Source organism: Haloplanus sp. CK5-1 (genome assembly GCF_037201915.1).
Lineage (GTDB): Archaea > Halobacteriota > Halobacteria > Halobacteriales > Haloferacaceae > Haloplanus > Haloplanus salilacus.
The window spans coordinates 127,314-149,130 of sequence record NZ_CP147505.1 but is presented as its reverse complement, the minus strand read 5'-3'; the positions used below and the strand labels follow the sequence as shown (position 1 = coordinate 149,130).

Genomic DNA, 21,817 nt, shown 5'->3' with positions numbered 1-21,817 from the left:
GTTTCAATCTTCGTACTATATGAAACACTGCCTTAACTCGGGCTCTTGGCTTGGGATCGAACCCTGAGTCCAACTCCGGAGTCTCTACTTCGCACTCTTCGTCTCCGGACACGTGTCCGACCGCATATACTAGTGGCTACGCTGTCGCTTCGGGAGGTGTTGCAGCGTGACGCCGGGAGTGACCCCCGGAAATCGTCCACACAGTCGCGACGGTCACACTCGACGCTCGTCCCCCTGCCGACGTCCCCGAGGATCCCATCCACTCCGTTCGTGACGGACCGGACGGTCAGCCGACGCCCCTCTCGTCGATCCGAGACCAGTTCTCCAAGCCGACGCGGAGCGTGGTCTTGAGTGCGCCGAGGACGACGGGACCGAAGAACAGTCCCATGATCCCGAACGCGTACGCCCCGCCGAGGATACCGAGAAAGATGACGGCTGGATTCAACTTGGCGTACCTGTCGACGGCGAACGGACGGAGGTAGTCGTCGGTGAGTCCGACCACGATGACGCTGTAGACGAACACCCCGACGGCGAGCAGCGGTTCGCCCGTGAGATACAGATAGACCACCGCCCCACCCCAGACGGGGATCGCCCCGACGACCGGGACCATCGCGAGAACGATCATGACGGCTGTCCAGAACAGCGCGTTGGGGACGCCAGCGACGGCGAGTCCGATCCCGGCGACGATCCCTTGGACGACGGCGACGAAGACGTGTCCGAAGAGAACGCCCCACATCACGTCGTTGATCTCGGTGGAGAGGTCGCGCTGGATGTCCATCGGGAGGGGGACCGTTCGGTGGAGCCAGTCGACCAAGTCGTCGCCGTCTTTGAGGAAGTAGTAGACGAGGAAGAGCGCTAACGCTATTCCGAGGACGTGGAAGGTGATCGTTCCGAACGCTTGGGTCGACCGTTCGAACACGACCGTCCCGAGTTCCCGCCCCGACCCGACGATGTCGACCTGTCGGCCGGTGAATTCTCCGATCCAGGGTTCGAGTACGTCGAGCTGCACCGAGTCAGTGTCGGCGTCTCGGAGGATCCGGTCGGCACTGTCAACGACCGTCGCGAGGACCACGACGAACGGGGCGACGAAGCCAGCAACCGCCAGAATCACGAGCGAGAGTGCGGCGACCATCGGTGAGACGTGTGTCTCGAGACGGATCTGTAGCGGATAGAGCACGTAGGCGAGCAGGACGGCACCGAGGACGTACTGGAGGAACGGCTCGACCAGTGTGGCCGACAGCCCGAGGAGGGTGACGACGAGGGCGAGGAGAAACCCCTTGCTGAGGTTCACAACCGTGAACTGTCGAGCAGTGTCAAAAAATTGGCTCCGTCGAAGGGTGGAACCGTGCCGTGCGAACTGATTTGTGGCTGTTCACCGTAGTGACCGGTAGTGAGATGTACGATTCCATTCTGCTCCCGGTCGACGGCAGCGAACACGCAGCCACTATCGTCCGTCACGCGGCCGACCTCGCCCAGTGGACTGCGGCGACGATCCAGGTGGTGTTCGTCGCCGATACGACTCGGGACAGCGTCACTGTTGTCGGTGGCGACGTCGTCGACGCACTGGAACGGGAGGGCGAGACGATCGTCGGGGACGTCGCGGAGACGCTCGACTCCCTCGGTGTGGCGCACGGAACCGACGTCGTTCAGGGCAGCCCAGCACCGGAGATCGTCGACTACGCCGAACGATACGATCACGACCTGATCGTCTTGCCCACCAACGGACGAACCGGTATCTCGCGCTATCTCCTCGGAAGCGTCACGGAGAAAGTGGTTCGGCTGTCCGACGTCCCCGTTCTGACCGCTCGAATGCAACCCGACGAGCGGCTGACGTTCCCGTACGAGAACGTCCTCGTGCCGACCGACGGGAGCCCTGCGTCGGCCGCGGCTGCCCGGCATGGCTTGGCTCTCGCGTCGGCACTCGACGCCACTGTCCACGTCCTCGCCGTCGTGGACGACTCCTCGGTCGGCCCCGACGTTCGCGCTGGGCTCTCCGTGGACGAACTCGAGCGACCGGCAACTGAGGCCGTCGACGAGGTGGTCGCGGAAGCCGATGCGTACGATCTGCCACACGTCGAAACGTCCGTTGCACAGGGGCCACCCGCCGAGGTGATCCGAGAGTACGTCGAAACGAGCGACATCCACGCGGTCGTGATGGGATCTAGTGGCCGCCGTGGAGTCGATCGAATCCTCCTCGGAAGCGTCGCGGAAAAGACGGTCCGATCGGCACTCGTTCCGGTCATCACCGTCCACGACCGGTCGTAGCCGACTGCGCCAGTGGTGTGGTCCGTCTTTCGGGCTCGTATGACTCGGTCCTGTGGCGTCACGACCTCGCGCTTGCGGTGACGGTCCGCCCGACCGCTGGTGTGGTGTTCATCACGGAGGCACCGGCCGGTAGAACGCTCTCCGCTGTAGTCGTATCCCGCTCGCGTTCGGCGGTGACCGCTGCTCTCGGGCCCGCACCCACCTATACGCTGTTCGCCTCGACTGCCCGATCGATCGCTCGCGCCACGGCCTCGTCCCCGCTCTCGTCGTACGCCTCGGTGAACGACTCCATCACGTCCTTCGCGAGTTCGCGCACGCTCTCCTCCGACGGTTGGACGTTGTCGACGGCCGTCGACGCCTCGCGCTCCTCGTCGACGATCCACACTTCGAAGGTTCCGTCCCGGTCGGGTGTCGGCTGGAACTTCACCTCGACGTCGACGGTGCGGTTCTCGTACTCGCGTCGTCCGGTCTTCAGCCATCCCGATGGAACCGCTCTGCTCATGGGGACATCTCCGCGGCTAATCCAAATAAGACTGTCCGTCAGCGCTCCGCAGTTCGATACAGAGGACGGCGCCCTCGGGATCGTTGTCCTCGATCCAGACGGACCCGCCGTACGTGTCGACGAGGTTGTCGACGAGATAGAGTCCGAGCCCGCTCCCCGGACTTTCGAGCCCTTTCTCCCCGCGGCCGAACACCTCGCGCTTTCGGGCGTCCGGGATCCCCGGACCGTTGTCGGCGATCCGGACGACGGCGGACGCCCCGCCGACGTCGATGTCGACGTCGATCTCGATGGCGTCCTTGTCGTTGTGGAAGACGGCGTTGTCGAGGACGTTGCCGAACACCGACGCGAGGATCGACGTCGCCCACACTCGCGTCTCGGGGAGCGTCTCGTCGCCGCGGACGGTGAGCGACTGCGATCGGTAGTCGAAAGTCGAGCGGACGCGTTCGACCTCGCGTCGGAGGACGGTATCGACCCGGACCGATTCGAGTTCCGGGTCCGTCGTCCCCAGAATCCCGACGAGGTCGCCGACCGCGTCGGTGAGTTCCTTGGTGTGGGTCGCCGCGGTCAGCACTCGCTCGAGGGCCGCCTCGTTCTCGGAGTCGATGTCCTCGGCGAGTTCGCTCCCCCAGCCGAGCGCGACCGTCATGTCGTTGCGGATGTCGTGGCGGACGATCTGGTTGAGGACGGCCAGGCGGTCGCGCTCGGTTTCGAGCTCCCGTTCGGCCTGCTTTCGGTCGGTCACGTCCCGCTGGAACCCGACGAAATGAGAGGGTTCCCCGTCGTCGTCGTGGAGGGGAGCGATGGTCACTTCGTTCCAGAACTCCTCGCCGTTCCGACGGTAGTTGCGCACGTCGACGGTGACCGGGTTCCAGTTCTCGATCGCTCGGCGCATCGTCGCGACCGTCTCCGGATCGGTGTCCTCACCCTGCAGGAAGCGGCAGTTCCGCCCGAGTACCTCCTCGGTCGGGTAGCCGGTGATCCGCTCGAAGGCGGCGTTGGCGTACACCACGGGGTTGTCCTCCTGCTCGGGGTCCGAGATGGTGATCCCGACCGGCGCTTCGTCCATGGCGCGTTCCTTCAGGCGGAGGTCGGTCGCGATCCGCGACTGGGACGGTCGCTCGACGCAGGTCACGACGGCGTACCGGTCGCCGTCGTGGTCGACGCTGCCGAGTCGAACGACGAACGCACCGTCGTCGGCGTCGACGTGTGATTCGTACACACGCCCTCTCGCCGTGTTCCCGTCGAGGAGCGAGCGGAGTCGTGTCGCGACGGCCGTCGCTCGGTCGTCGTCCGACGCGGCGAGCCCGTCGAGGTAGGGTTCCTCGACGGGGACGAGTGGGTGATCGTCCCGGTCCGTGAACCGCCGCCACGACGCGTTGTCGTCGACGATCCGTCCGGTGCCGTCGAGTACGGCGACCGGCGTGGAGAGCGCCTCGAGTACCGTCTCGCTCAGTCCCATGCTATCGTGGTCACGGTGTCGCCGCCCACGGTTATAGCCTTGTCCGCTACTCCCGGCGAGTGGTGATACCACCCGCGGATCCCCGCGTTTTTGCCCCGTCGTCTCATCCGACTCCCTATGACGGACACGATGCGGGCGGCTGTCGTCCCGGAAGCGGGTGCCGACTTCGACGTCGTCGAACGCGACGTCCCCGATCCGGAGCCAACGGAGGTACGGATCGCGGTCGACGCCTGTGGGATCTGCCACAGCGACGCGTTCGTCGTCGAGGGAACCTTCCCCGGCGTGACCTACCCACGCATCCCGGGCCACGAGGTGGTCGGCCGAGTCGACGCCGTCGGTGCCGACGTGACTGCCTGGAGTGAGGGGGACCGGGTCGGTGCGGGGTGGCACGGCGGCCACTGCTTCACGTGTGAGCCGTGTCGCCGCGGCGACTTCCTCCAGTGTGAGAACGCCGACATCACGGGACTGACGTTCGACGGCGGCTACGCCGAGTACACGACGGTCCCGTCGGAGGCGGTGGCTGCCGTCCCCGACGACTTGGACGCTGTCGACGCCGCGCCCCTCCTGTGTGCCGGCGTCACCACGTACAACGCCCTCCGGAACAGCGACGCCCGCCCCGGCGACCTGGTGGCGGTCGTCGGCGTCGGCGGGTTGGGACATCTCGGCATCCAGTACGCCCACGCCGCGGGGTTCGAGACCGTCGCCGTCTCCCGAAGTCCGGACAAGCGGGAGTTGGCCCTCGACCTCGGTGCGGACCACTTCGTCGACGCCAGCGCGACCGACCCCGCCGAGGCGCTGCAAGACCTCGGTGGCGCACGCGTCGTCCTCTCGACGGCGCCCTCGGCCGACGCCGTCGAGTCGGTGATCGGTGGCCTCGGCACCGACGGCGAGGCCGTCGTCGTCGGCCTCCCCGGGGACTCCGTTCCCACGGACGTCCAGCACCTGATCGGCACCCGTGGTGCGGTGTCGGGGTGGGGCTCCGGCCACGCCCGTGACTCACAGGACACCCTCGAGTTCAGTTCGCTCCGAGAGATCACTCCCGTCGTCGAGACGTTCGCCCTCTCCGAGGTCGGCACGGCCTACGAGCGGATGATGGAAAACGATGCCCGATTCCGCGCGGTACTCGACGTCTGAGCGCCGAACGGGTTCGAATATCAATTGGGATAATCAGCCCATCAACTATATCACCACGAGTCCGAGTGACATACTCATTACCCATGGCTACGACGTCATCTGCAGACTCCGAACGCCACGCGGGCGAGTTCCCCCTGACGTTCGAACGGATCGTCGGTCGCATCGGCGCGCCAATCTTCATCCTCGATGCCGACCACGAGGTCGTCCTCTGGAACGACGGGATGGCGGAACTGACCGGGAGTACCGAGGCCGACGCTCGGGCGGCCGACTCGGTCGGTGAGGCGTGGTATCAGGACGGTCGCCGGGCGAAGACGCTGGCCGACAAGGTTCTGGAGGCCCCACGGGACGCCCACCAGCAGTTCGACGTCGAGCGGATCGACGACGGCGAGTTCCCGGAGTATCAGGACCGGAGCACGTTCACCGATACGCGCGGCGACACCCGTCACATCACGTTCAGCGCGTCGCCGCTCTTCGACGACGGTGAACTCGTCGGCGTGGTCGAACTGGTGAAAGACCGCACCGAGGACGTGCGCCGCCGCCAGCGGATCGAGGACCTCGTCGAGGAGGTCACGTCGACGATGCACGCCATTCAGGACGGCGACCTCGCCGCTCGTGCCGACTTCGCCGCCGACGAGTACGTCGACGAGGAACTGCTCGCGGTCGTCGATTCGCTGAACGAGATGGGCGAAACCCTCGACGAACTCGTGGCAGACGTCGACGAACGGACACGAGAGCTCCGGGAGATCACCCAGGAGGTCGCCGACAGCGCCTCCCGGATGGAGGACATCGCCACGGAGCAAGCCGAGCAAAGCGAGGAGGTCGCCAGCGAGGTGTCGAACCTCAGCGCGACCGTCGAGGAGGTCGCCTCGACCGCCGACTCGGTCGCCGACACCAGTCGGCGGGCCCGCGATCACGCCGAGGAGGGAAGCGAGACGAGCGGCGAGGCCCGGGACGTGATGTCGTCGGTCCGGATGTCGAGTCGGGACGTTCGCGAGGACGTGGACGAACTCAGCGACACCGTCGACGAGATCGACGAAGTGATCGAAGTAATCAACGACATCGCGGATCAGACGAACCTGCTGGCGTTGAACGCCAACATCGAGGCCGCCCGCGCCGACCGCGACAGCGACGGATTCGCCGTCGTCGCCGACGAGATCAAGTCGCTCGCACAGCAGGCCCAGGAGCAGGCCGGCGAGATCGAGTCCATGATCGTCGACGTCCAGGACCGAACCGAAGGGACCGTCGACAGTCTCCAGACGACCGAGGCCCAGATCGACGAGGGTGTCGACGAGGTCGAGGCGAGCATGGAGAAACTCGACGAGATCGTCGAGGCCGTCGGGGAGGCCGTCGCGGGCATCCAGGAGGTGTCGGAGGCGACCGACGAACAGGCGGCGAGCGCCGAGGAGATCGCCGCCATGGTCGACGAGGCACGCGACCGCTCGGAACGCGTCGCCGAGGAGGTCTCGCAGGTCGCTCGCTCGGCCCAGCGCCAGACGGAGACGGTGGCGGAAATCGAGGAGTGTGTCGGTCGTCTGCGCGGCGACGGACACTAGTCGGCCGATCCGCGACAACATCCGCCGTCACCGAAACGAAATAGTAGTAGACCGTCGTAGCGCACCGCCGACTATGGACCGACGTGCAGCCCTCGGAAAGTCGTTCGCGGAACTGGTCATGGCACGGGTCGGAGAGGGAGTCGGAGTGCTGTGTTTCCTCTTCCTGTTGCCGGTGCTCCCCTTTCTCGCCGTCGCGGCCGCCGTCTCGTCGCTGATTCGGTCGGACCCCGACCACCCCGAACCGTCTTACCGCCCCGACTGGGCGTCGTAGGCGCGGCGCGTCGGCGTGGGGGGTTTCCTCGGCCTCCAGTCGACCGGCCCGTCAGTGGTCGTGATCGTGATCGGCGTGCCCACCGTCACCGGCGACCAGAGCGTCCGCGTCGCCGTCGATCATGTCCATGTTCTTCAGGTTGTCCCGTTCCTCGAAGTCGGCGACCGCGTCGAGGATATCCTCCTGTGTGAGCGCCGTTCGCTCCTCGGTGAGTGCTTCTAGCACCGCCTCGCGGAGCACCATTCGGAGGTCGCTCCCGGTGAGTCCCTCGGTCTGTTCGGCCACCGCCATCGGATCGAACTCGGCGATATCCATCCGACGGGTGATCACCTCGAGGATGTCGGCCCGCATCTGCACGTCGGGCTTGGGGAAGTTGACGATCTCGTCGAAGCGCCGCCACGCCGCCGCGTCGAGTTGGTCCGGGTGATTCGTCGCCCCGATCAACAGCACGTCGTCCCGGATCAGGCTGATGTCGTCGATGCTCTTGAGTAGGGTGTTGACCGCCCGCTTCAGCGCGGCGTGTTCGTCGGAGCGTCGGGTTTTCGCGACCGAGTCGAACTCGTCGATGAAGAGGATACACGGCGAGAGCCGCTTCGCCACCTCGAAGGTCTTCTCGACGTTCTTCGCCGTCTCGCCGAGGTACTGGCTGGTGATCATCGACAGTTTCACTTCGACGAACGGCTGACCGAGTTCGTGGGCCAGCGCCCGCGACGCGGTCGTCTTGCCCGTTCCCGGCGGGCCGACGAAGAGGAGTTTGCCTATCTCACGCAGGCCTATCTCGGCGAGGTAGTCGCGGTGTTCGATCGCCTTGACGATCTTCTGGATCTCGCCTTCCTGATCCTCAGTAAGCACGAGGTCGTCGAGTGTCATCTCGATCTCTTCGGGGGCTCGAACCTGCACGAGATCGAGCATCTCGGCATCCTCCTCCTCGTCGAAGTAGGCGTCGAGGAGGCTGTCGATCCATACCCGATCTGCGTGGATCGGGCGGGTCTGTTCCCGCGCTTCGGCGACGGTGACGTCGACCTCGTCGTGGTCGGCGAGGACCGACGCGAGCGTCGGGTTGGTGGCGATCCGCTCGCGGTCGATCCGATCGACGATCCAGTCGGCCGCCATCGACTGCTCGGTCAGCGAGATGCGGCCGGAGAAGTTCTCCTTCTCGGTGAACAGGAGGTCCGACACCGCCTCCCAGGGTCGCTCGACGCCGGTCGCCTGGCGCGCGGTTTCGTCGGTGACCACCAGTGGTCGTTCGATCCCGCCGGTGGGGACGTCGTCGCCCCCGTCCCCCTCGTCCTCATCCTCGTCGGTCCAGAACACCCGCCGGTAGCGGGGCGGGAGATCGTTCTCGTCGAGGCTCCGGTCGTCGGTATAGACGTGGGCCGTCAGCAGAAACTCCACGACTTCGAGAGCCGGGTCGTTCATCCCTCTGCTGTTCTCGTGGCAGCCGTTTAAGATCGTCGGATCGGACGGCGATCCCACCGACCGGCTCACGCCTCGTCGGGGTTGACCAACGCCAGCGACTTCTTGACCGCCTCGTCGTCGCCGATGAGGGTGACTCGGTCGCCCAGTTCGATCGTCTGCCCGCCGTCCGGGACGACCGTCTCCCCGTCCCGGGTCACCAGCGCGATCAGACAGTGCGCCGGAAGCTCCGGTCCGATCTCCGAGAGGGTCTTGCCGACGAGTTCCTCGGAGGTCACTTCGACCTCCTGTACGTCGCCGCGCTCCCCGATTTCGTCCATCCAGTTGACGAGCGACGGCCGCTCGATGTAGTCGTCGAACGCCATCGCCGTGGCGTCGACGGCGGAGATGGCCCGAACCCCGAGGTCCTCGAACGCGTCGACGTTGTTTGGGTTGTTGACCCGCGCCAGAGTGGTTTCGGGTCCGAACTTCGACTCCGCCAACTGTGCGACCAGCAGGTTCACGTCGTCGTCGCCGGTGGTGGCGGCGACGATCTTGGCGTTGTCCCCCCCCGCGGAGCGCAACACCTCGGTGTCGGTGCCGTCGCCGTGGTGGACGGTCAACCCCTCGTTGCGGGCCTTCTCCACGTTGTTCACGTCCTCTTCGACGAGGACGACGTTCTCTCCGCGGTCTTCGAGCCGGCCGGCGAGGGTTCGGCCCACGCTCCCGGCTCCGATGATGATCACACGCATTGGTATCACGTCGAGGGATTCCGCGATTCGTCTGGCGAACCCGGCTTCGAACGCGACGGTGAGGAAGATGACTAGGAAGACGGTCCCCACGAGCACGTTCGCCTCCGCCGGCATCCCCTCGGCCCGGAATTCGACGGCGAAGAGCGTCGCGACGGAGGCGGGGATGATGCCGCGCGGGCCGACGAAACTCATGAACAGTTGCTCGCCGCGGGTGAAGCGGTCGCCCGCCGTACTGACGAACACGAGCAGCGGTCGGATCACCAGCGCGACGGCGGCTGCGACGACCAGTCCGCCCACGCCCAGTCCGAGGAGGTACTCGAACTGGAGCAGCGCCGCGAGCGTAATGAAGACAAAGGAGAGGACGATCAGCGTCACGTCGCCTTTGAAATCGGTGATCTCCTCCTCGTAGGGTACGTCGGTGTTGCCGAGGACGACGCCCGCGGTGGCGGCGGCGGCGATGCCGGCCTCCGTGGCGATGGCCTCGGCCCCGCCGTAGGCCACCAACGCCCCGCCGAGCACGAGGAGTCTGGCGTTCTGTGGCGCGTTTCCGGGTGAAAGGTCGACGTAACGGAGCGCGTAGAAGACGGCGGCGGCGACGGCGAGTCCGATGACGATGCCAGTCCCGAGTCGCTGGGCGAACAGCGCGAACAGGTCGGCGGGCGCACGCACGTCGGCCATGATCGCCTCGAAGATCACCACCGCCAGGATCGCCGCCGTGACGTCGTTGACGATCCCCTCCGTTTCGAGTGCAGTTCCCACCCGGCTCCGCACCGGGACCACCTCGAGGATCGGTGCGATGACGGTCGGACCGGTGGCGACCAGCAACGCCCCGACGAGGGCGGAGATCATCCACCCCACGCCGAGGGCGTAGTGGACGACGGCCGCCGTCCCGACGAGGGCGATGACGGCCCCGAGGGTCACCAGTTTGAACGTCGCCGCCGGAGCCTCCCGAAGCCGGCCGATGCGGAGGTGGAAGGCCCCCTCGAAGACGATGATCGCGACCGAGAGGCCGACGATAGCGGAGAGCGCGTTCCCGAAGGATTCGGGCCCGACGATGCCCAACACCTCCGGGCCGAGCACCACCCCCGACGCCAACAGGAAGACGACGCTCGGCACCTGGAAGCGGTCGGAGACGATCTGCGCCACGACGCCGACCCCGATGAGGGCGGCGACCAGCGTGATCAGATTCCCGCCGCCGGCTGCCATCGATGCACCTCCATGCGTTCAGGACGACACGAGCGACGCCGATAAAACCCGTCTTTTCGCTCCCTCGTCTCCGAAACGATCGCCGGACTACGTTGGCTTCGGGCGTCGTTCACTCGGCGTCGAGATAGCCCAGGACGCCGTGCACGTTGAGACGGCGCTCCGCCCGCGACTTTCGCGTCCCCCACGGCTCGATCGGTTCCGCCGTCTCGACGAAGTGCTCGACGACGGCGTCGTCGTCGCCGAGTTCCGCGCGTTTCGTGCGGACACGCTCGACCCACTCGGAGAGGACCTCCTCGTACTCGTCCATCAGCGCCCCGGTGAAGGGTGCGTCGCCGAAGTGGCCGAAACAGATCCGGGCCGGGTCCCGGTCGGCGATGGTCGCGGCGTCGTCGAGACAGGTCTCCAGGTCGAAGTTCGCGGGTGGCGACGTGGGATGGAGTCGCTCCGCGCCCGGCGGCCGGATGCCCGCGGCGTCCCCGGAGAAGAGCACGTCGGCGGCCCGGTCGTGGAAGAGCACCTGGTGGGGGGCGTGGCCGGGCGCGTGGACCACGTCGAGGCTGCGGTCGCCGAGGTCGATCGCGTCGCCGCCCTCGATCCCCTCGATCCGGTCTTCGGGCACGGGTTTCGGGTCGACGTAGTACTCCCACTGGCCGCCGACGGCCGCCTTCGTCCCGGCGACCAGTCGTCCGGGATCGATCAGGTGGGGGACGCCGATCTCGTGGGTTCGGACCGTGGCGGTGGGGTACTCCTCTACGAGGTAGCCCGCCCCGCCCGCGTGGTCGAGGTGGACGTGGGTCGTCAACACGAGGGCGAGGTCGTCGATCCCGACCGAATCGAGGGCGCCGATCACGCGGTCGACGTTCGTCCCGAGACCGGTGTCGACGACCGCCGGTCGCTCGGCGTCGAGGATGTAGACGGAGCCGTAGCCGGGCACGTCGTACGCGCCCGTGTCAACGTAGTAGAGGTCGGTACAGTCGGGGACGGCGGTGAGGTCGCCGATGGCCATGGTCGAACCCCGACGGCGGCGGTGAAAAGCGTTCTGACGCTCCACACCGATCGGTCCCGACACGGTTTTGTCGCGGCCGCGAGAAGTCCCGGCAAATGCTCAGCAGGCAGTACCTCCGCGAGAACCCGGACGAAGTGCGGCGAACCCTCGAAAATCGGGGGATGGCCGCCGACGTCGATATCGACCGACTGCTGGAGATCGACGAGGAGTGGCGGTCGCTCAAAAGCGAGGGCGACGACCTGAGACACGAGCGCAACGAGGTCAGCGACCGGATCGGCGGTCTCAAGGCCGAAGGGAAAGAGGAGGAAGCCCAAGCGGCGATCGAGCGGTCGTCGGAACTCAAGGAGCGCCTCGAGGAGGTCGAGTCCCGTGCCGACGACCTCGAAGCCGACCTCGAGGCCGGTCTCATGGAACTCCCGAACGTCCCCCACGAGGACATCCCGGTCGGCGAGGACGAGAGCGACAACGTCGAGGACCGCAGGCACGGATTCGACGACCTGCGTGACCTGCCCGAGACGGTCACACCCCACTACGATCTGGGCGAGGACCTCGACGTGATCGACGAGTCCCGCGGCGCGAAGACGACGGGCGCGGGCTTCTACTTCCTGAAAGGCGACGGTGCGCGTCTCGAACACGCGCTCGTCCAGTTCATGATGGACGTCCACCGCGAACAGGGCTATATCGACCTCTTCCCACCCATCCCGGTCAAGTCCACGTCGATGGAGGGAACCGGCCAACTCCCGAAGTTCGCCGAGGACGCCTACCGGATCGGCGGCGGGGAGACCGAGGACTACGACGACGACGACCTCTGGCTCTGTCCCACCGCCGAGGTGCCCGTCACCAACATGTACGCCGACGACATCCTCCTCCGGGACGACCTCCCGCTCAAACACCAGGCGTACACGCCCAACTTCCGACGCGAGGCTGGCGAACACGGCACGGAGACCCGAGGGATCGTCCGCGTCCACCAGTTCAACAAGGTCGAACTCGTCAACTTCGTCGAACCCGAGGAGAGCTACGACCGACTCGAAGCCCTCGTCGACGAGGCAGAGGAGGTACTCCGGCGACTCGGCCTCCCATACCGGGTGCTGACGCTCTGTACGGGCGACCTGACCTTCGCCTCGGCGAAGACCTACGACATCGAGGTGTGGGCCCCAGGGACCGACGCCGAGGACGGCCCGGAGCGGGGCGGGCGGTGGCTCGAGGTCTCCAGCGCATCGAACTTCGAGGACTTCCAGGCCCGCCGCGCGGGGCTTCGCTACCGTCCCGAGCGCCACGAGTCCGCGGAGTACCTCCACACGCTCAACGCCTCGGGCACCGCCGTCGGGCGCGTGATGGTCGCCATCCTCGAGTACTATCAGAACGAGGACGGCACCGTCACCGTCCCCGAACCGCTCCGGCCGTACATGGGCGGGACGGCGGTCGTCGAGGGCCACGAGAAGGTCGGCGAGAGCGCGGTCGGCGCGGGCGACAAGGACTGAGCGTCGCCGTTGGCGATCGGTTGCTCTCCCGTCTCGCCCTTGAGCGTACATTTATCCCCTCGAGCGTCGTACGTCTACTATGGCAAACGTTCCCACCGAGGACACGACTGGCACCGACCCCGACCCCGACGACTACTTCGAGGAGGAGTACGACGTAACCGCGGCCGAGGCCGGCGAGTTCCTCGTCGAACTCGGTGAGCAACTCCAGTCCGGCGAGGGTGACCTGACGATCACCGGCGGCGACTGGGAACTCGACTTCGCGTACGGCGACGCCGTCGAACTCGAGGTCGAGTACGTCTCCGGTCCGGACGGCGAACTGGAGGTCGAAGTCGAACTGTCGGCCGCGGGCGACGAGTCGCCCCCGTCGCTCGGCTAGTCCGTGTACGTCGCGAGCGACGCGATCCGGTCGCCCTCGATTCGGTGGACGTCGACGAAGCCGAACAACTCGTCGCCGCCGACCGCTCGGAGGCGACCCCGGGCGAACGCCTCTCCCTCCCCGACACACACCGAGTCGAGGACGTGTTCGGTGTCGGTCCGGGGACGCTCCTCGCGCATGAACCGGACGAACCGCTCCCGGCCCTCGAGGGTGCGGTCCGGCCGCCGGTGGACGAACTCCGGACCGAGGCGGTCCCGGAGACGGTCGTATTCCCCGTCGTCGATGGCGGCGTAGAACGCCCGAACTGTCCCTTCGGCCGTCACGTCCCCGCCGGCGTCGTCGTTCATACCGTCCGCTGCGGGGCGACAGGGCAAAATCGTTGTCGTCGTTCCGGCCCACCCCGAGCCGTTTTTGTCCGTCGACTGCCTGTCTCCGGCGTGGATCTGCACGTTCGATACGCGGGCGACGACGACCCCGAGAAGTGCACCGCCCGCAAACTCGCGCGGTTCGACCTCGTCGACCTCCACCGCTCGGACCGCGCGACGCCGTACGGGGTCGTCCTCAACCCACACGCCGAACGAGCGCTCTCGCCGGCCGACGCGGCGGGGACGCTCGTGGCGCTGGACTGCTCGTGGGAGTCGGCGGGCGAGGCCCGCTTTTCCCTGCCCGGCGACCACCGAGCGCTCCCCTATCTGGTCGCCGCCAACCCCGTCAACTTCGGCAGGCCGTTCCGGTTGACGACCGTCGAGGCACTCGCCGCGGGTCTGGTCATCCTCGGTGACCGCCCCGCGGCCGAACGCATCCTCTCGAAGTTCACGTGGGGCGAGACGTTCCTCGAACTCAACGACGAACCGCTCCGGCGGTACGCCGACTGTACCGACTCCGAGGCGGTCGTCGCGGTTCAAGCGGAGTATCTGGAGCGCCACGACGACTGATCGACCGTGCCGTCCGATGGTCGGATATGGTTTGATACGCTCTCGCCGACCAACCGGGTGTATGCGGACCGATCGAATCGTCCCGGTCGTCGTCGCACTCGCCGGCTTCGCCGCCATCGTCGTCGGCGTCCATCAGGGGCTGGTGCACGTTGCACCGGGGTACGAAGGCACCGTCACGACCGGGTGGGACGGCGACCCGAACCACGAGGAGCGACTACTCGCATGGACGGCGGCGGTCGCCGTCTGCGGGACGGTCGCCGCCCTCCGGTGGCGACGCCTCGCGCTCGTCCCCGTGCTGATGGGTGGCGTCGTCCTGTTCTACGTGTTCCGGGCCGTTCTCAACTACGCGCAGGACCCGGGGCTCTACACCGTGGTCGACCTCGGCGGTGAGTCCCTCCGGTTCGTCCTCGGGGCCGAACCGTTCCTGCTCGTCGGCGGCGCGATTCTGCTCGTCGCCGCCGGCGTCCGCGTGTGGACGCGCGCCTCCCGCACCCGACGAGGGTGACTCCGACCCGCCGGTCGCGGCGTAGGTGAGTGTCGCTCCGCGTCGGTGCGAACGGACGGCCTTTTATCCGCGCGTGTCGAAGGATCGACAATGATTTTCGAAGCCCTACCGACCACGCCCCGGTCGGAGGAACTCATCGACAAGGCCTTCTCGCGGGCCGCCCGCTCCGGGCGCGCGAAGTCGGGGTTCGAGGCCCAGCAGTCGATGCTGCAGACGGCGGGCAACATCCTCTCGGACAATCTGGAGAACGTGGTGACGGAGTGGCCGGACTTCGGCGTCGTCGACCCCTTCTACCGCGAACTCGCCGACGCCGTGTTGCGTGGCTCGATGCCGTCCCGCACCGGCGACGACGGGGTCGAACAGGTGGGCGTCGACGCCCTCCGGGCCAGTCTCTCGGAGGTGACGTGGGCCAGCCGACAGGTCGAGACGATCCAGCGGGAGTACAACACCAAACTCCGCAAAGCCGACACGGAGACGGCGCGAAAACACCGCAAGCAGGCCTTCGCGCGGATGGCCGACGTCGTCGAGGAGGTCGAGGACGACCTCCTGCGGATCGGCGAGGCGCGAAACGCGCTGCGGGACCTGCCCGATATCCGCCCGGACGAACCGGCCATCGTCGTCGCCGGCTACCCCAACGTCGGCAAGTCGTCGTTCGTGAACGCGGTCACGCGCGCCGACAACGAGATCGCGCGCTACCCCTTCACGACCCGTGGCATCCAGATCGGCCACTTCGAGCGGAACCACGTCCGCTACCAGATCATCGACACGCCGGGGCTGCTCGACCGCCCGGCCGACGAGCGCAACGACATCGAGAGTCAGGCGGTGAGCGCCCTCGCTCACCTGGCCGACGCCGTCCTCTTCGTCGTCGACGCCAGCGGGGCATGTGGCTACCCGATCGACGCCCAACTCGCCCTGCGCGACGCGGTCGTCGACCGCTTCGACGCGCCGGTCGTCACGGTCTGTAACAAGAGCGACCGGTCGTCCGACGTGGACGCCGACGCCTACATGAGTGTCACCGAGGGCGAGAACGTCGAGGCGGTCCTCGATCTGGCCGTCGAGACGGTTGACTGGGAGCCGGACCTCCCCTCGCGCTAGGCCGCGGCGTAAGTCACGTCGGCGCTCGCGGTCACCGTCGGCGGTTCGGGCAGGTCAGACGCGTGGGCCGGGGGCGTACACTCGTTGTGTGGCCGCCGCTACTGGTGTCGTCGACTCGGGGTCGATCCGATCCGATCGGTCGGCGGATATCCGGTCGACCGCCACGTACCGCACCTCGACGGACACCGGAGTGTCCTCGCGGAAGGGCGTGTCCGAGATGTCGTCGATCCGTTCGGCGAGGTCGCTCGCGAGTGCCGGCGTCTCGCTCCCCGGTGGGTGGCCGACGGTGACGGTCACCCGATCCGGTCGGGAGAAAGGAAACGTCTCCTCGTAGGTGACGCTGATCGAGAGGCGTTCGAGGCCGTCGTGGGCGGCGAGGACCTCGTCGACGGTCGCCCGCGTCTCCTCCTCGAACGTCGCGGTCCGGTAGGTGCCGTAGGTGACGGCCGCGAGCAGGCTGGAGAGGACGAGCAACGCCACGCCGAGCGCGGCGATGCGTTTCAGCGTCGCGATCCGAGCCTCCTCGCGCCGGAGCCAGCCACGCGGCCGGTAGCCCATCGCCCACAGCACCGCGAGTGCGGCGAAGTTGATCGACAGGAAGTTGACGAGAACGAGGACGAACGCCCCTGTGACGGTGGCGGGCGACCCCCACGCGAGGCCGATGCCGACGACCGCAGTCGGTGGGACGAGCGCCGCGGCGATCATGACGCCGACGAGTGCCGTCGAGACGCCGGTCGAGAGGCTGAGCGCGCCGGCGACCCCGGCACCGAGAGCGACGACCAGCGAGAGCACGTCCGGGACGAGACGTTCCTGTACCTCGTTGATGGCGAACACGTCCGCCGAGGACAGGGGGACGACGTGGGCGGTCCGTAATAGGATCGCGAAGGCGGCGGCAGCGAGGACTGCGAGGACACCCCCCGCGACTTGGAGTTTCACGCCTCGAAGCAGGAGTTCGTGGTCGTCGACCACCGATCCGGTGCTCGTCGCCATCGCCGGGCCGATCAGGGGCGCGATGACCATCGACCCGACGACGACGGCGGCGGAATCGAGGAGCAGTCCCGCGGTGGCGACGACCGAACTGATCGCGGTCATCACGAGGAAGGTCCGCCAGTCCGGGGCGAGCGATCGCGCCCGCGCGGCGAGTTCCTCGCGGGCGATCCGCTGGCCGTTCTCCCCGTCCTCCTCGTAGCGTTCGACCAGTTTGTCGAATCGCCGTGAGATCACCGTCTCCGCGTTGAGCACCACGGTGTACGCCTCCCGCTCCAACCCCGCCTCGTGGAGTTTCTCGAGGACGGGTTCGACCGCCGCCTGCGGGAGCGGGAAGGTTACCGAGGCCGTGTACTCCCGGTTGCTGGTCTCCTCGCTCACGACGTAGTCGATACCCTCGTCGTCGAGAGTGCGGAGGATCGCCTCCCGCTTGCCCGGCGGAACCATTACCTGGACGAGTCGCACGGGTACACGTCCCACCCGCTCCCCAAATAGCCTGTCGTCCTGGCGGGACGGGGACCGTTCGGGTGGGGCTCCGTCCGTCGGATCGCGACGCTCGCCGCCTCGACGACAGTGGTCGTGGTCGGCCATGTCCTGGGCCATCTCGTCGACGGACACACCGGTTTGGGACTCCATCTACTCGACAGCACCGGGCCCGTGTGCTCGGTCATCTGCGCCTCCATCCCGACCGCCCAGTCATCGGCGGTAGCATCGTCAGTGGGCGTCCTCCGCAGTCGTGTCGGTGCCGTGTGCGCTGACCACGGGGGCGGCGAACGCGAGTCCGACGATTGCGAGCGCCACGAGCGGCCAGCGGCCGAGTCTGACGTTGGTCATCGGCTTCCTCCTGGGTTCGTCGGAGGGCCGCTCGGAAGGTGCGACGGGGAGCGTGAAAAAGCGAAGGAGAGAATCCGTGAATGCGTATACAGCGCTTTGATCGTGTTTCAGAGAACGAAGCGTTCGTCCGGCTCGAATTCGTCGGGATGGCACTCACCTTTCGGCCGGGACAGGGCCAAGACCACACGAGCGACAGCTCGATCACCCAGAAATCGGGTCTCAGACGACTCATTCGACGTATTCCACGACACGCGCCATCCCTGCATCGAGGTGATACAGATTGTGACAGTGGAACAACCACCGACCGGGGTTATCCGCGTGGAAGTCCAGCGTCACCTGTCCTCGATGTCCGGGGACCATAACGGTGTCTTTGATCGCGTTGCCGACCTGGAAGAAGTGGCCGTGAAGGTGCATCGGATGGACGACTGGGCTCTGGTTGGTCATCCGAATCCGGACGTGTTCCCCGGGCCGAATCCGAAGCGGATCGGCATCCGGGTAGGCCTGTCCGAGCGTGTCATAGAAGAGTTCACATGGCTCGCTGAATCAGCTTAGACAAATTGAAACCGTCGTGCACTTGGTGCACGCTGTTCTTAGATGTTTTAGCTATGGCAAAAGAAAAGTTCGGAGTCGCTGTTGACGAGGAAATCGTGCGAGAAGTGGATGAACTGGTCGCTGAGTGTGACGACCTCGGAGCCAGCCGCTCCGAGACCGTCGAAGCCATCCTCACAGCGTTCGTTCACTCCGAGACGAACCACGCTGAACGGGTGCGAGAAATCATTATTCGGAGACGAAAGGGAAATCTCTGACTGGTTTTGAACTCCGTGCACTGAGTGCACGTACTTCTAAGCTAATAACCCACTATAATAGTAATCAAACTGACTATAGTGTGTGAAGAGTTCTATGACACGCTCCTGTCCGTCTATCGTCCACGTGTAGGACTGGTCTCTCCCGCGTGAGAGCGACAGATCGAACGTCCGGTCGGGATCCCCACTCACACCGTCGAGCGAGGAGAGTGCTCGCAGGTCGCCGTATTGCAATCTGTTACTCGAAGACGATGGGGGCTGTGGGGTGCCCGAACCACCTGTGGATTCGTACTCGACGACGGCCCTGGCCGGTGGTTCGTTCCCGTCGAGCGCGTTCGCCTGAACGAACCATCTCCCCGGGTTCGTCGCCTCCACGACGACGTCGTATCGCTCGCCGGCACCGAGGACGAACGAGTCGGCCCCGACCGGTTCGACGGGCCGCCCATCGGCGTGGGTCACCGATAGCTCGTGTCCAGCGATCCGCACACCAAAGACCGTCGCGCTGGCGGCATTTACGAATCGAAAGCGAACCCGATCACCCTCCGTCACGTCGAACGTCGGGGGATTCTCGGGCAGTTGACCGTTGATCAAAAGCCCCTCGTATGGCGGTCGAACGTCTCCCATCATTCCACCCATTCCGCCGCCACCCGTCCCACCGTCCGACGGAAGACGGGGTTCTCTGGAGAGGTAATCGTCGAGCACGACGACGTACTCGCGGTCGTACTCGACGTGTGGGTCACGCTCTTCGACGATCAGCGGGCCGAGCAATCCACGATCGAGTTGGAGTCCGACGTGGCTGTGATAAAAGTACGTCCCGGCGGGTTCGGCACGGAACTTGTATGTGAATGTATCACCGGCGGCAACCGGATCTTGCGTCACGTTCGGCACGCCGTCGACCGGATTCGCGACGGGAATTCCGTGCCAGTGAATCGTCGTCTCTTCCCGAAGGTCGTTAGCCAGTTCCACGCTGAGCACGTCGCCTTCCTGTACGCGCAACTCCGGGCCCGGGTACTGTCCGTCGTACATCGAAGTAGTCGTCGACGCATCCGAAGCCGGTCGAATGGTCCCGGACGTCGAAGTGAGGCTGACGGATGTATCCGGGTCAGCCGTGACAGTCGGACGGGGGGTCACCGCCCGACCGCCACCGTCGTCGGTGCCCGGTAGCCGACTGGCACACCCCGCGAGCGCTCCGAGAGTCGATATCCCCGATAATTGGAGGAGCTCACGGCGAGAGAGTCCCGAGGAGGTCATTCCTCAATCTTCGCGGTCAGCGAGTAAAGGTCCCACGATGAGGGACTTTCATACGGTCGTTCTCGTTCCGAGTTCAGTCTCGGCGATACGGTAAACGATCATGGATACGCGAGCACACCCCGCTAGTTCGCCTGTTTCCGTGCTACGAGCTCGTCTCGAACCATGGGATAGCCCCCACCAACGACAGCCGAGACGCGTTCCGAGAACGGACAACAGCGGGTTCGCTCCGCGAACCGCGCTCATCGACGTGCCCATCTGCTCAACGGCCCACTGTTGCTGATACGCTTGCCAGGTGAGCACACCACCGACGACGAGGACGGCAGGGACCAAGCCACCGATCGACTCGCCGTCGATTCATCTTCTCCACCTCGATCCGACGAGACACTTGCTCGTGCGTGGGAGTTCGTGAGACGTTGATGTACCAGTTTTGATTGGTCAGCGCAACCGCGAGGCTGGCGACCCCACGACTTCGACATCTCGAGTCGGCGTTCAATGGTGGTCGTGACCTCGAGACGCTCCCGCCTCCGGGTGTTGCTGCGTGAATTCGTCTGGGTCCTTTTCGAACGTCTCCTTGCAGGTCCGGGCACAGAAGTGGTACGTCTCGCCGTCGTGTGTCACCGATGGCTCGCCGTCGTCGGTTCGCATGCCACAGACGGGGTCGCGGTACTGCCCCGGTGCACCGACGCCGCGACGATAGACGTACAGCAGGAACCCGGAGAGCGCGAACGCGACGATGTTGAGGTAGAACGTATAGTTGAGTTCGAAGTACGTCTGTTCGGTGGCCGTCTCGCCACCAGCCAGATTCGGAACGATTCCGAGGGCGTCGAACAGCAACTCCATGAGGAAGCCAGTGAAGGCCATCGTCACGAAGAAGACGCCGAGGATGTACAGCATCACCGTCCAGCCGTAGTACTTCCGGTAGACGTTGAGGACGGGAATCGTGATGAGGTCGGCGTAGACGAAGGCGATGACGCCGGCGAAACTGATCCCACCGCCCCAGAGCGCGACGGCGAAGGGAACGTTGCCCATGCTGCCGACGAAACTGACGACGGCGATGGCGACGCCCACGATGGCGTGCTCGGCGGTCACGAGGAGGCCATCGCCCTGGACGAACAGGGTGTTCCACACCCACTGGGGAACGAAGACGATGACGAACCCGGAGACGAGAAATCCCGCGACGACGTCCGTCCAGATCATCGACCACTCCTTGCGGTACTGGTTTCCGACCTTGTACCACCCGCCCCACGACAGCAACTCCTCACGCCATCCGCCGCTACTCGACGTCTCCTGACGGTAGGTCTCCATACAGCCCTCCGAGCAGAACGTCAGCGTCTCCCCGCCGTCGGTCGTGACTGTGTACTCGTCTTTCCCCTCCATCCCGCAGGTCGGGTCTTCCGTGACGCCCGACTCGCGGTCACGCTCGTTGAGCGTCGCCCGGGCCTCGGCGAAGCGGTTCTCGGGGAGCGTGAGGTGGACGATGACGGCCATGACTGCGATGAGAACGAGGCCGCCGAGCAGTTCCGCGAGGAGGAACTCCCAGCCCAGCAGGATCAGGATCATCAGACCGAGTTCGACAATGAGGTTCGTCGACGCGAACATGAACGCCAGAACGTTCACGGCGTGGGCACCCTTCTTGAACAAGCCCTTCCCGATTGCGATGGCCCCGAAACTACACCCGCTGCTCGCCGAACCGAAGGCAGTCGCCTTCGCGAGTCCGGTCAGGTCGCCATCGCCGAGGACGGTAGCCATCCGCTCTTTCGAGACGTAGACCTGGACGAGACTCGTGACCGTGAGGCCCATGATGATCGCCCACGCCGCAGTCCAGAGAAAGCCCACGCCGATGCGGAGCGCCTCGAGGACCCCTTCGATCGTCGTCGCCTGCATAGACGTTCCATCGTGGGGCTCGTCTATTGCAGTTTTCCTTACGATACTGTTCCTAATCGACCCTCTCGACTATGGATACGAAGGTTTCACGACAGACTGTCGGAGTGTTCTAACCCACAACCG

General features: G+C 65.9%; 20 protein-coding genes and 1 pseudogene. 10 read left to right on the top strand and 11 right to left on the bottom strand.

From position 1 onward, the window contains the following. Window positions 1-286: 286 nt before the first annotated feature. Window positions 287-1,291, bottom strand: coding sequence for an AI-2E family transporter (locus tag NBT81_RS00785; RefSeq protein WP_338740343.1), 1,005 nt, complete (start codon window positions 1,289-1,291; stop codon window positions 287-289). Window positions 1,292-1,395: 104 nt separating this feature from the next. Between NBT81_RS00785 and NBT81_RS00780 the strand changes: the two genes are divergently transcribed. Beyond that, on the top strand, window positions 1,396-2,265 hold the full coding sequence (locus tag NBT81_RS00780) for a universal stress protein (RefSeq protein ID WP_338740341.1): 870 nt from the start codon (window positions 1,396-1,398) through the stop codon (window positions 2,263-2,265). Window positions 2,266-2,467: 202 nt separating this feature from the next. Here the strand turns inward: NBT81_RS00780 and NBT81_RS00775 are convergent, their stop codons facing one another. Both NBT81_RS00775 and NBT81_RS00770 read right to left on the bottom strand, forming a co-directional pair. Beyond that, a complete protein-coding gene (locus NBT81_RS00775) occupies window positions 2,468-2,767 on the bottom strand; it encodes a hypothetical protein (protein ID WP_338740340.1) in 300 nt (99 codons plus the stop codon). A gap of 16 nt (window positions 2,768-2,783) precedes the next feature. Next, window positions 2,784-4,226, bottom strand: a complete 1,443-nt coding sequence (locus NBT81_RS00770) for a PAS domain-containing protein (protein WP_338740339.1) — start codon at window positions 4,224-4,226, stop codon at window positions 2,784-2,786. 117 nt (window positions 4,227-4,343) lie between these two features. Between NBT81_RS00770 and NBT81_RS00765 the strand changes: the two genes are divergently transcribed. From NBT81_RS00765 to NBT81_RS00755, 3 genes are all read left to right on the top strand, one after another. Then, complete coding sequence (locus NBT81_RS00765; protein ID WP_425498704.1) at window positions 4,344-5,360, top strand: alcohol dehydrogenase; 1,017 nt, start codon at window positions 4,344-4,346, stop codon at window positions 5,358-5,360. A gap of 83 nt (window positions 5,361-5,443) precedes the next feature. Beyond that, complete coding sequence (locus tag NBT81_RS00760; RefSeq protein ID WP_338740337.1) at window positions 5,444-6,913, top strand: methyl-accepting chemotaxis protein; 1,470 nt, start codon at window positions 5,444-5,446, stop codon at window positions 6,911-6,913. Window positions 6,914-6,986: 73 nt separating this feature from the next. Next, on the top strand, window positions 6,987-7,184 hold the full coding sequence (locus NBT81_RS00755) for a hypothetical protein (RefSeq protein ID WP_338740335.1): 198 nt from the start codon (window positions 6,987-6,989) through the stop codon (window positions 7,182-7,184). Window positions 7,185-7,235: 51 nt separating this feature from the next. On the opposite strand, the gene NBT81_RS00750 is transcribed toward NBT81_RS00755, so the two are convergent. The 3 genes from NBT81_RS00750 to NBT81_RS00740 all read right to left on the bottom strand — a co-directional run bounded on the left by NBT81_RS00750 (window position 7,236) and on the right by NBT81_RS00740 (window position 11,543). Then, window positions 7,236-8,603, bottom strand: a complete 1,368-nt coding sequence (locus NBT81_RS00750; protein WP_338740334.1) for an ATP-binding protein — start codon at window positions 8,601-8,603, stop codon at window positions 7,236-7,238. A gap of 65 nt (window positions 8,604-8,668) precedes the next feature. Continuing rightward, window positions 8,669-10,537 (bottom strand): cation:proton antiporter, encoded by a 1,869-nt coding sequence (locus tag NBT81_RS00745; RefSeq protein WP_338740333.1) that lies wholly within the window; start codon window positions 10,535-10,537, stop codon window positions 8,669-8,671. A gap of 109 nt (window positions 10,538-10,646) precedes the next feature. Further along, complete coding sequence (locus tag NBT81_RS00740; RefSeq protein ID WP_338740332.1) at window positions 10,647-11,543, bottom strand: MBL fold metallo-hydrolase; 897 nt, start codon at window positions 11,541-11,543, stop codon at window positions 10,647-10,649. A 95-nt stretch (window positions 11,544-11,638) separates the two neighbouring features. Between NBT81_RS00740 and serS the strand changes: the two genes are divergently transcribed. Both serS and NBT81_RS00730 read left to right on the top strand, forming a co-directional pair. Next, window positions 11,639-13,024, top strand: a complete 1,386-nt coding sequence (gene serS, locus NBT81_RS00735; protein WP_338740331.1) for a serine--tRNA ligase — start codon at window positions 11,639-11,641, stop codon at window positions 13,022-13,024. Window positions 13,025-13,103: 79 nt separating this feature from the next. Next, on the top strand, window positions 13,104-13,400 hold the full coding sequence (locus NBT81_RS00730; protein WP_338740329.1) for an amphi-Trp domain-containing protein: 297 nt from the start codon (window positions 13,104-13,106) through the stop codon (window positions 13,398-13,400). Here the strand turns inward: NBT81_RS00730 and NBT81_RS00725 are convergent. Further along, on the bottom strand, window positions 13,397-13,747 hold the full coding sequence (locus NBT81_RS00725) for a nuclear transport factor 2 family protein (RefSeq protein ID WP_338740327.1): 351 nt from the start codon (window positions 13,745-13,747) through the stop codon (window positions 13,397-13,399). The genes NBT81_RS00730 and NBT81_RS00725 overlap by 4 nt on opposite strands. 90 nt (window positions 13,748-13,837) lie before the next feature. Here NBT81_RS00725 and NBT81_RS00720 point away from each other — a divergent pair, with 90 nt between their 5' ends. The 3 genes from NBT81_RS00720 (at window position 13,838) to NBT81_RS00710 (ending at window position 15,935) form a co-directional block, all read left to right on the top strand. Next, window positions 13,838-14,335 (top strand): DUF367 family protein, encoded by a 498-nt coding sequence (locus NBT81_RS00720; protein ID WP_338740325.1) that lies wholly within the window; start codon window positions 13,838-13,840, stop codon window positions 14,333-14,335. 61 nt (window positions 14,336-14,396) lie between these two features. Beyond that, a complete protein-coding gene (locus NBT81_RS00715; RefSeq protein WP_338740323.1) occupies window positions 14,397-14,840 on the top strand; it encodes a hypothetical protein in 444 nt (147 codons plus the stop codon). A 90-nt stretch (window positions 14,841-14,930) separates the two neighbouring features. Further along, window positions 14,931-15,935: an NOG1 family protein gene (locus NBT81_RS00710; RefSeq protein ID WP_338740322.1), complete on the top strand. Its 1,005-nt coding sequence runs from the start codon at window positions 14,931-14,933 to the stop codon at window positions 15,933-15,935. Between the two features lie 54 nt (window positions 15,936-15,989). Here NBT81_RS00710 and NBT81_RS00705 read toward each other — a convergent pair whose 3' ends face one another. Both NBT81_RS00705 and NBT81_RS00695 read right to left on the bottom strand, forming a co-directional pair. Beyond that, window positions 15,990-17,387, bottom strand: a complete 1,398-nt coding sequence (locus NBT81_RS00705) for a TIGR00341 family protein (protein WP_338742594.1) — start codon at window positions 17,385-17,387, stop codon at window positions 15,990-15,992. A 597-nt stretch (window positions 17,388-17,984) separates the two neighbouring features. Continuing rightward, window positions 17,985-18,263 (bottom strand): annotated as a pseudogene (locus tag NBT81_RS00695) (multicopper oxidase domain-containing protein); the annotation flags it as partial. Window positions 18,264-18,361: 98 nt separating this feature from the next. Between NBT81_RS00695 and NBT81_RS00690 the strand changes: the two are divergent. Next, window positions 18,362-18,562, top strand: coding sequence for a hypothetical protein (locus NBT81_RS00690; protein WP_338738562.1), 201 nt, complete (start codon window positions 18,362-18,364; stop codon window positions 18,560-18,562). Window positions 18,563-18,598: 36 nt separating this feature from the next. On the opposite strand, the gene NBT81_RS00685 is transcribed toward NBT81_RS00690, so the two are convergent. Together NBT81_RS00685 and NBT81_RS00680 are read right to left on the bottom strand one after the other, a co-directional pair. Continuing rightward, a complete protein-coding gene (locus NBT81_RS00685; protein ID WP_338740320.1) occupies window positions 18,599-19,810 on the bottom strand; it encodes a multicopper oxidase family protein in 1,212 nt (403 codons plus the stop codon). A gap of 489 nt (window positions 19,811-20,299) precedes the next feature. Next, on the bottom strand, window positions 20,300-21,694 hold the full coding sequence (locus tag NBT81_RS00680; protein WP_338740319.1) for a permease: 1,395 nt from the start codon (window positions 21,692-21,694) through the stop codon (window positions 20,300-20,302). Window positions 21,695-21,817 lie beyond the last annotated feature (123 nt).

What these genes read in the sequence shown, in the direction of transcription:
- NBT81_RS00765 (WP_425498704.1), top strand. Translation starts at nt 4,344, where the DNA reads ATGACGGACACGATGCGGGCGGCTGTCGTCCCGGAAGCGGGTGCCGAC.
- NBT81_RS00770 (WP_338740339.1), bottom strand. Translation starts at nt 4,226, where the DNA reads ATGGGACTGAGCGAGACGGTACTCGAGGCGCTCTCCACGCCGGTCGCC.
- NBT81_RS00730 (WP_338740329.1), top strand. Translation starts at nt 13,104, where the DNA reads ATGGCAAACGTTCCCACCGAGGACACGACTGGCACCGACCCCGACCCC.
- NBT81_RS00745 (WP_338740333.1), bottom strand. Translation starts at nt 10,537, where the DNA reads ATGGCAGCCGGCGGCGGGAATCTGATCACGCTGGTCGCCGCCCTCATC.
- serS (WP_338740331.1), top strand. Translation starts at nt 11,639, where the DNA reads ATGCTCAGCAGGCAGTACCTCCGCGAGAACCCGGACGAAGTGCGGCGA.
- NBT81_RS00780 (WP_338740341.1), top strand. Translation starts at nt 1,396, where the DNA reads ATGTACGATTCCATTCTGCTCCCGGTCGACGGCAGCGAACACGCAGCC.
- NBT81_RS00725 (WP_338740327.1), bottom strand. Translation starts at nt 13,747, where the DNA reads ATGAACGACGACGCCGGCGGGGACGTGACGGCCGAAGGGACAGTTCGG.
- NBT81_RS00775 (WP_338740340.1), bottom strand. Translation starts at nt 2,767, where the DNA reads ATGAGCAGAGCGGTTCCATCGGGATGGCTGAAGACCGGACGACGCGAG.
- NBT81_RS00760 (WP_338740337.1), top strand. Translation starts at nt 5,444, where the DNA reads ATGGCTACGACGTCATCTGCAGACTCCGAACGCCACGCGGGCGAGTTC.
- NBT81_RS00740 (WP_338740332.1), bottom strand. Translation starts at nt 11,543, where the DNA reads ATGGCCATCGGCGACCTCACCGCCGTCCCCGACTGTACCGACCTCTAC.
- NBT81_RS00715 (WP_338740323.1), top strand. Translation starts at nt 14,397, where the DNA reads ATGCGGACCGATCGAATCGTCCCGGTCGTCGTCGCACTCGCCGGCTTC.
- NBT81_RS00685 (WP_338740320.1), bottom strand. Translation starts at nt 19,810, where the DNA reads ATGACCTCCTCGGGACTCTCTCGCCGTGAGCTCCTCCAATTATCGGGG.
- NBT81_RS00710 (WP_338740322.1), top strand. Translation starts at nt 14,931, where the DNA reads ATGATTTTCGAAGCCCTACCGACCACGCCCCGGTCGGAGGAACTCATC.
- NBT81_RS00755 (WP_338740335.1), top strand. Translation starts at nt 6,987, where the DNA reads ATGGACCGACGTGCAGCCCTCGGAAAGTCGTTCGCGGAACTGGTCATG.
- NBT81_RS00680 (WP_338740319.1), bottom strand. Translation starts at nt 21,694, where the DNA reads ATGCAGGCGACGACGATCGAAGGGGTCCTCGAGGCGCTCCGCATCGGC.
- NBT81_RS00690 (WP_338738562.1), top strand. Translation starts at nt 18,362, where the DNA reads ATGGCAAAAGAAAAGTTCGGAGTCGCTGTTGACGAGGAAATCGTGCGA.
- NBT81_RS00750 (WP_338740334.1), bottom strand. Translation starts at nt 8,603, where the DNA reads ATGAACGACCCGGCTCTCGAAGTCGTGGAGTTTCTGCTGACGGCCCAC.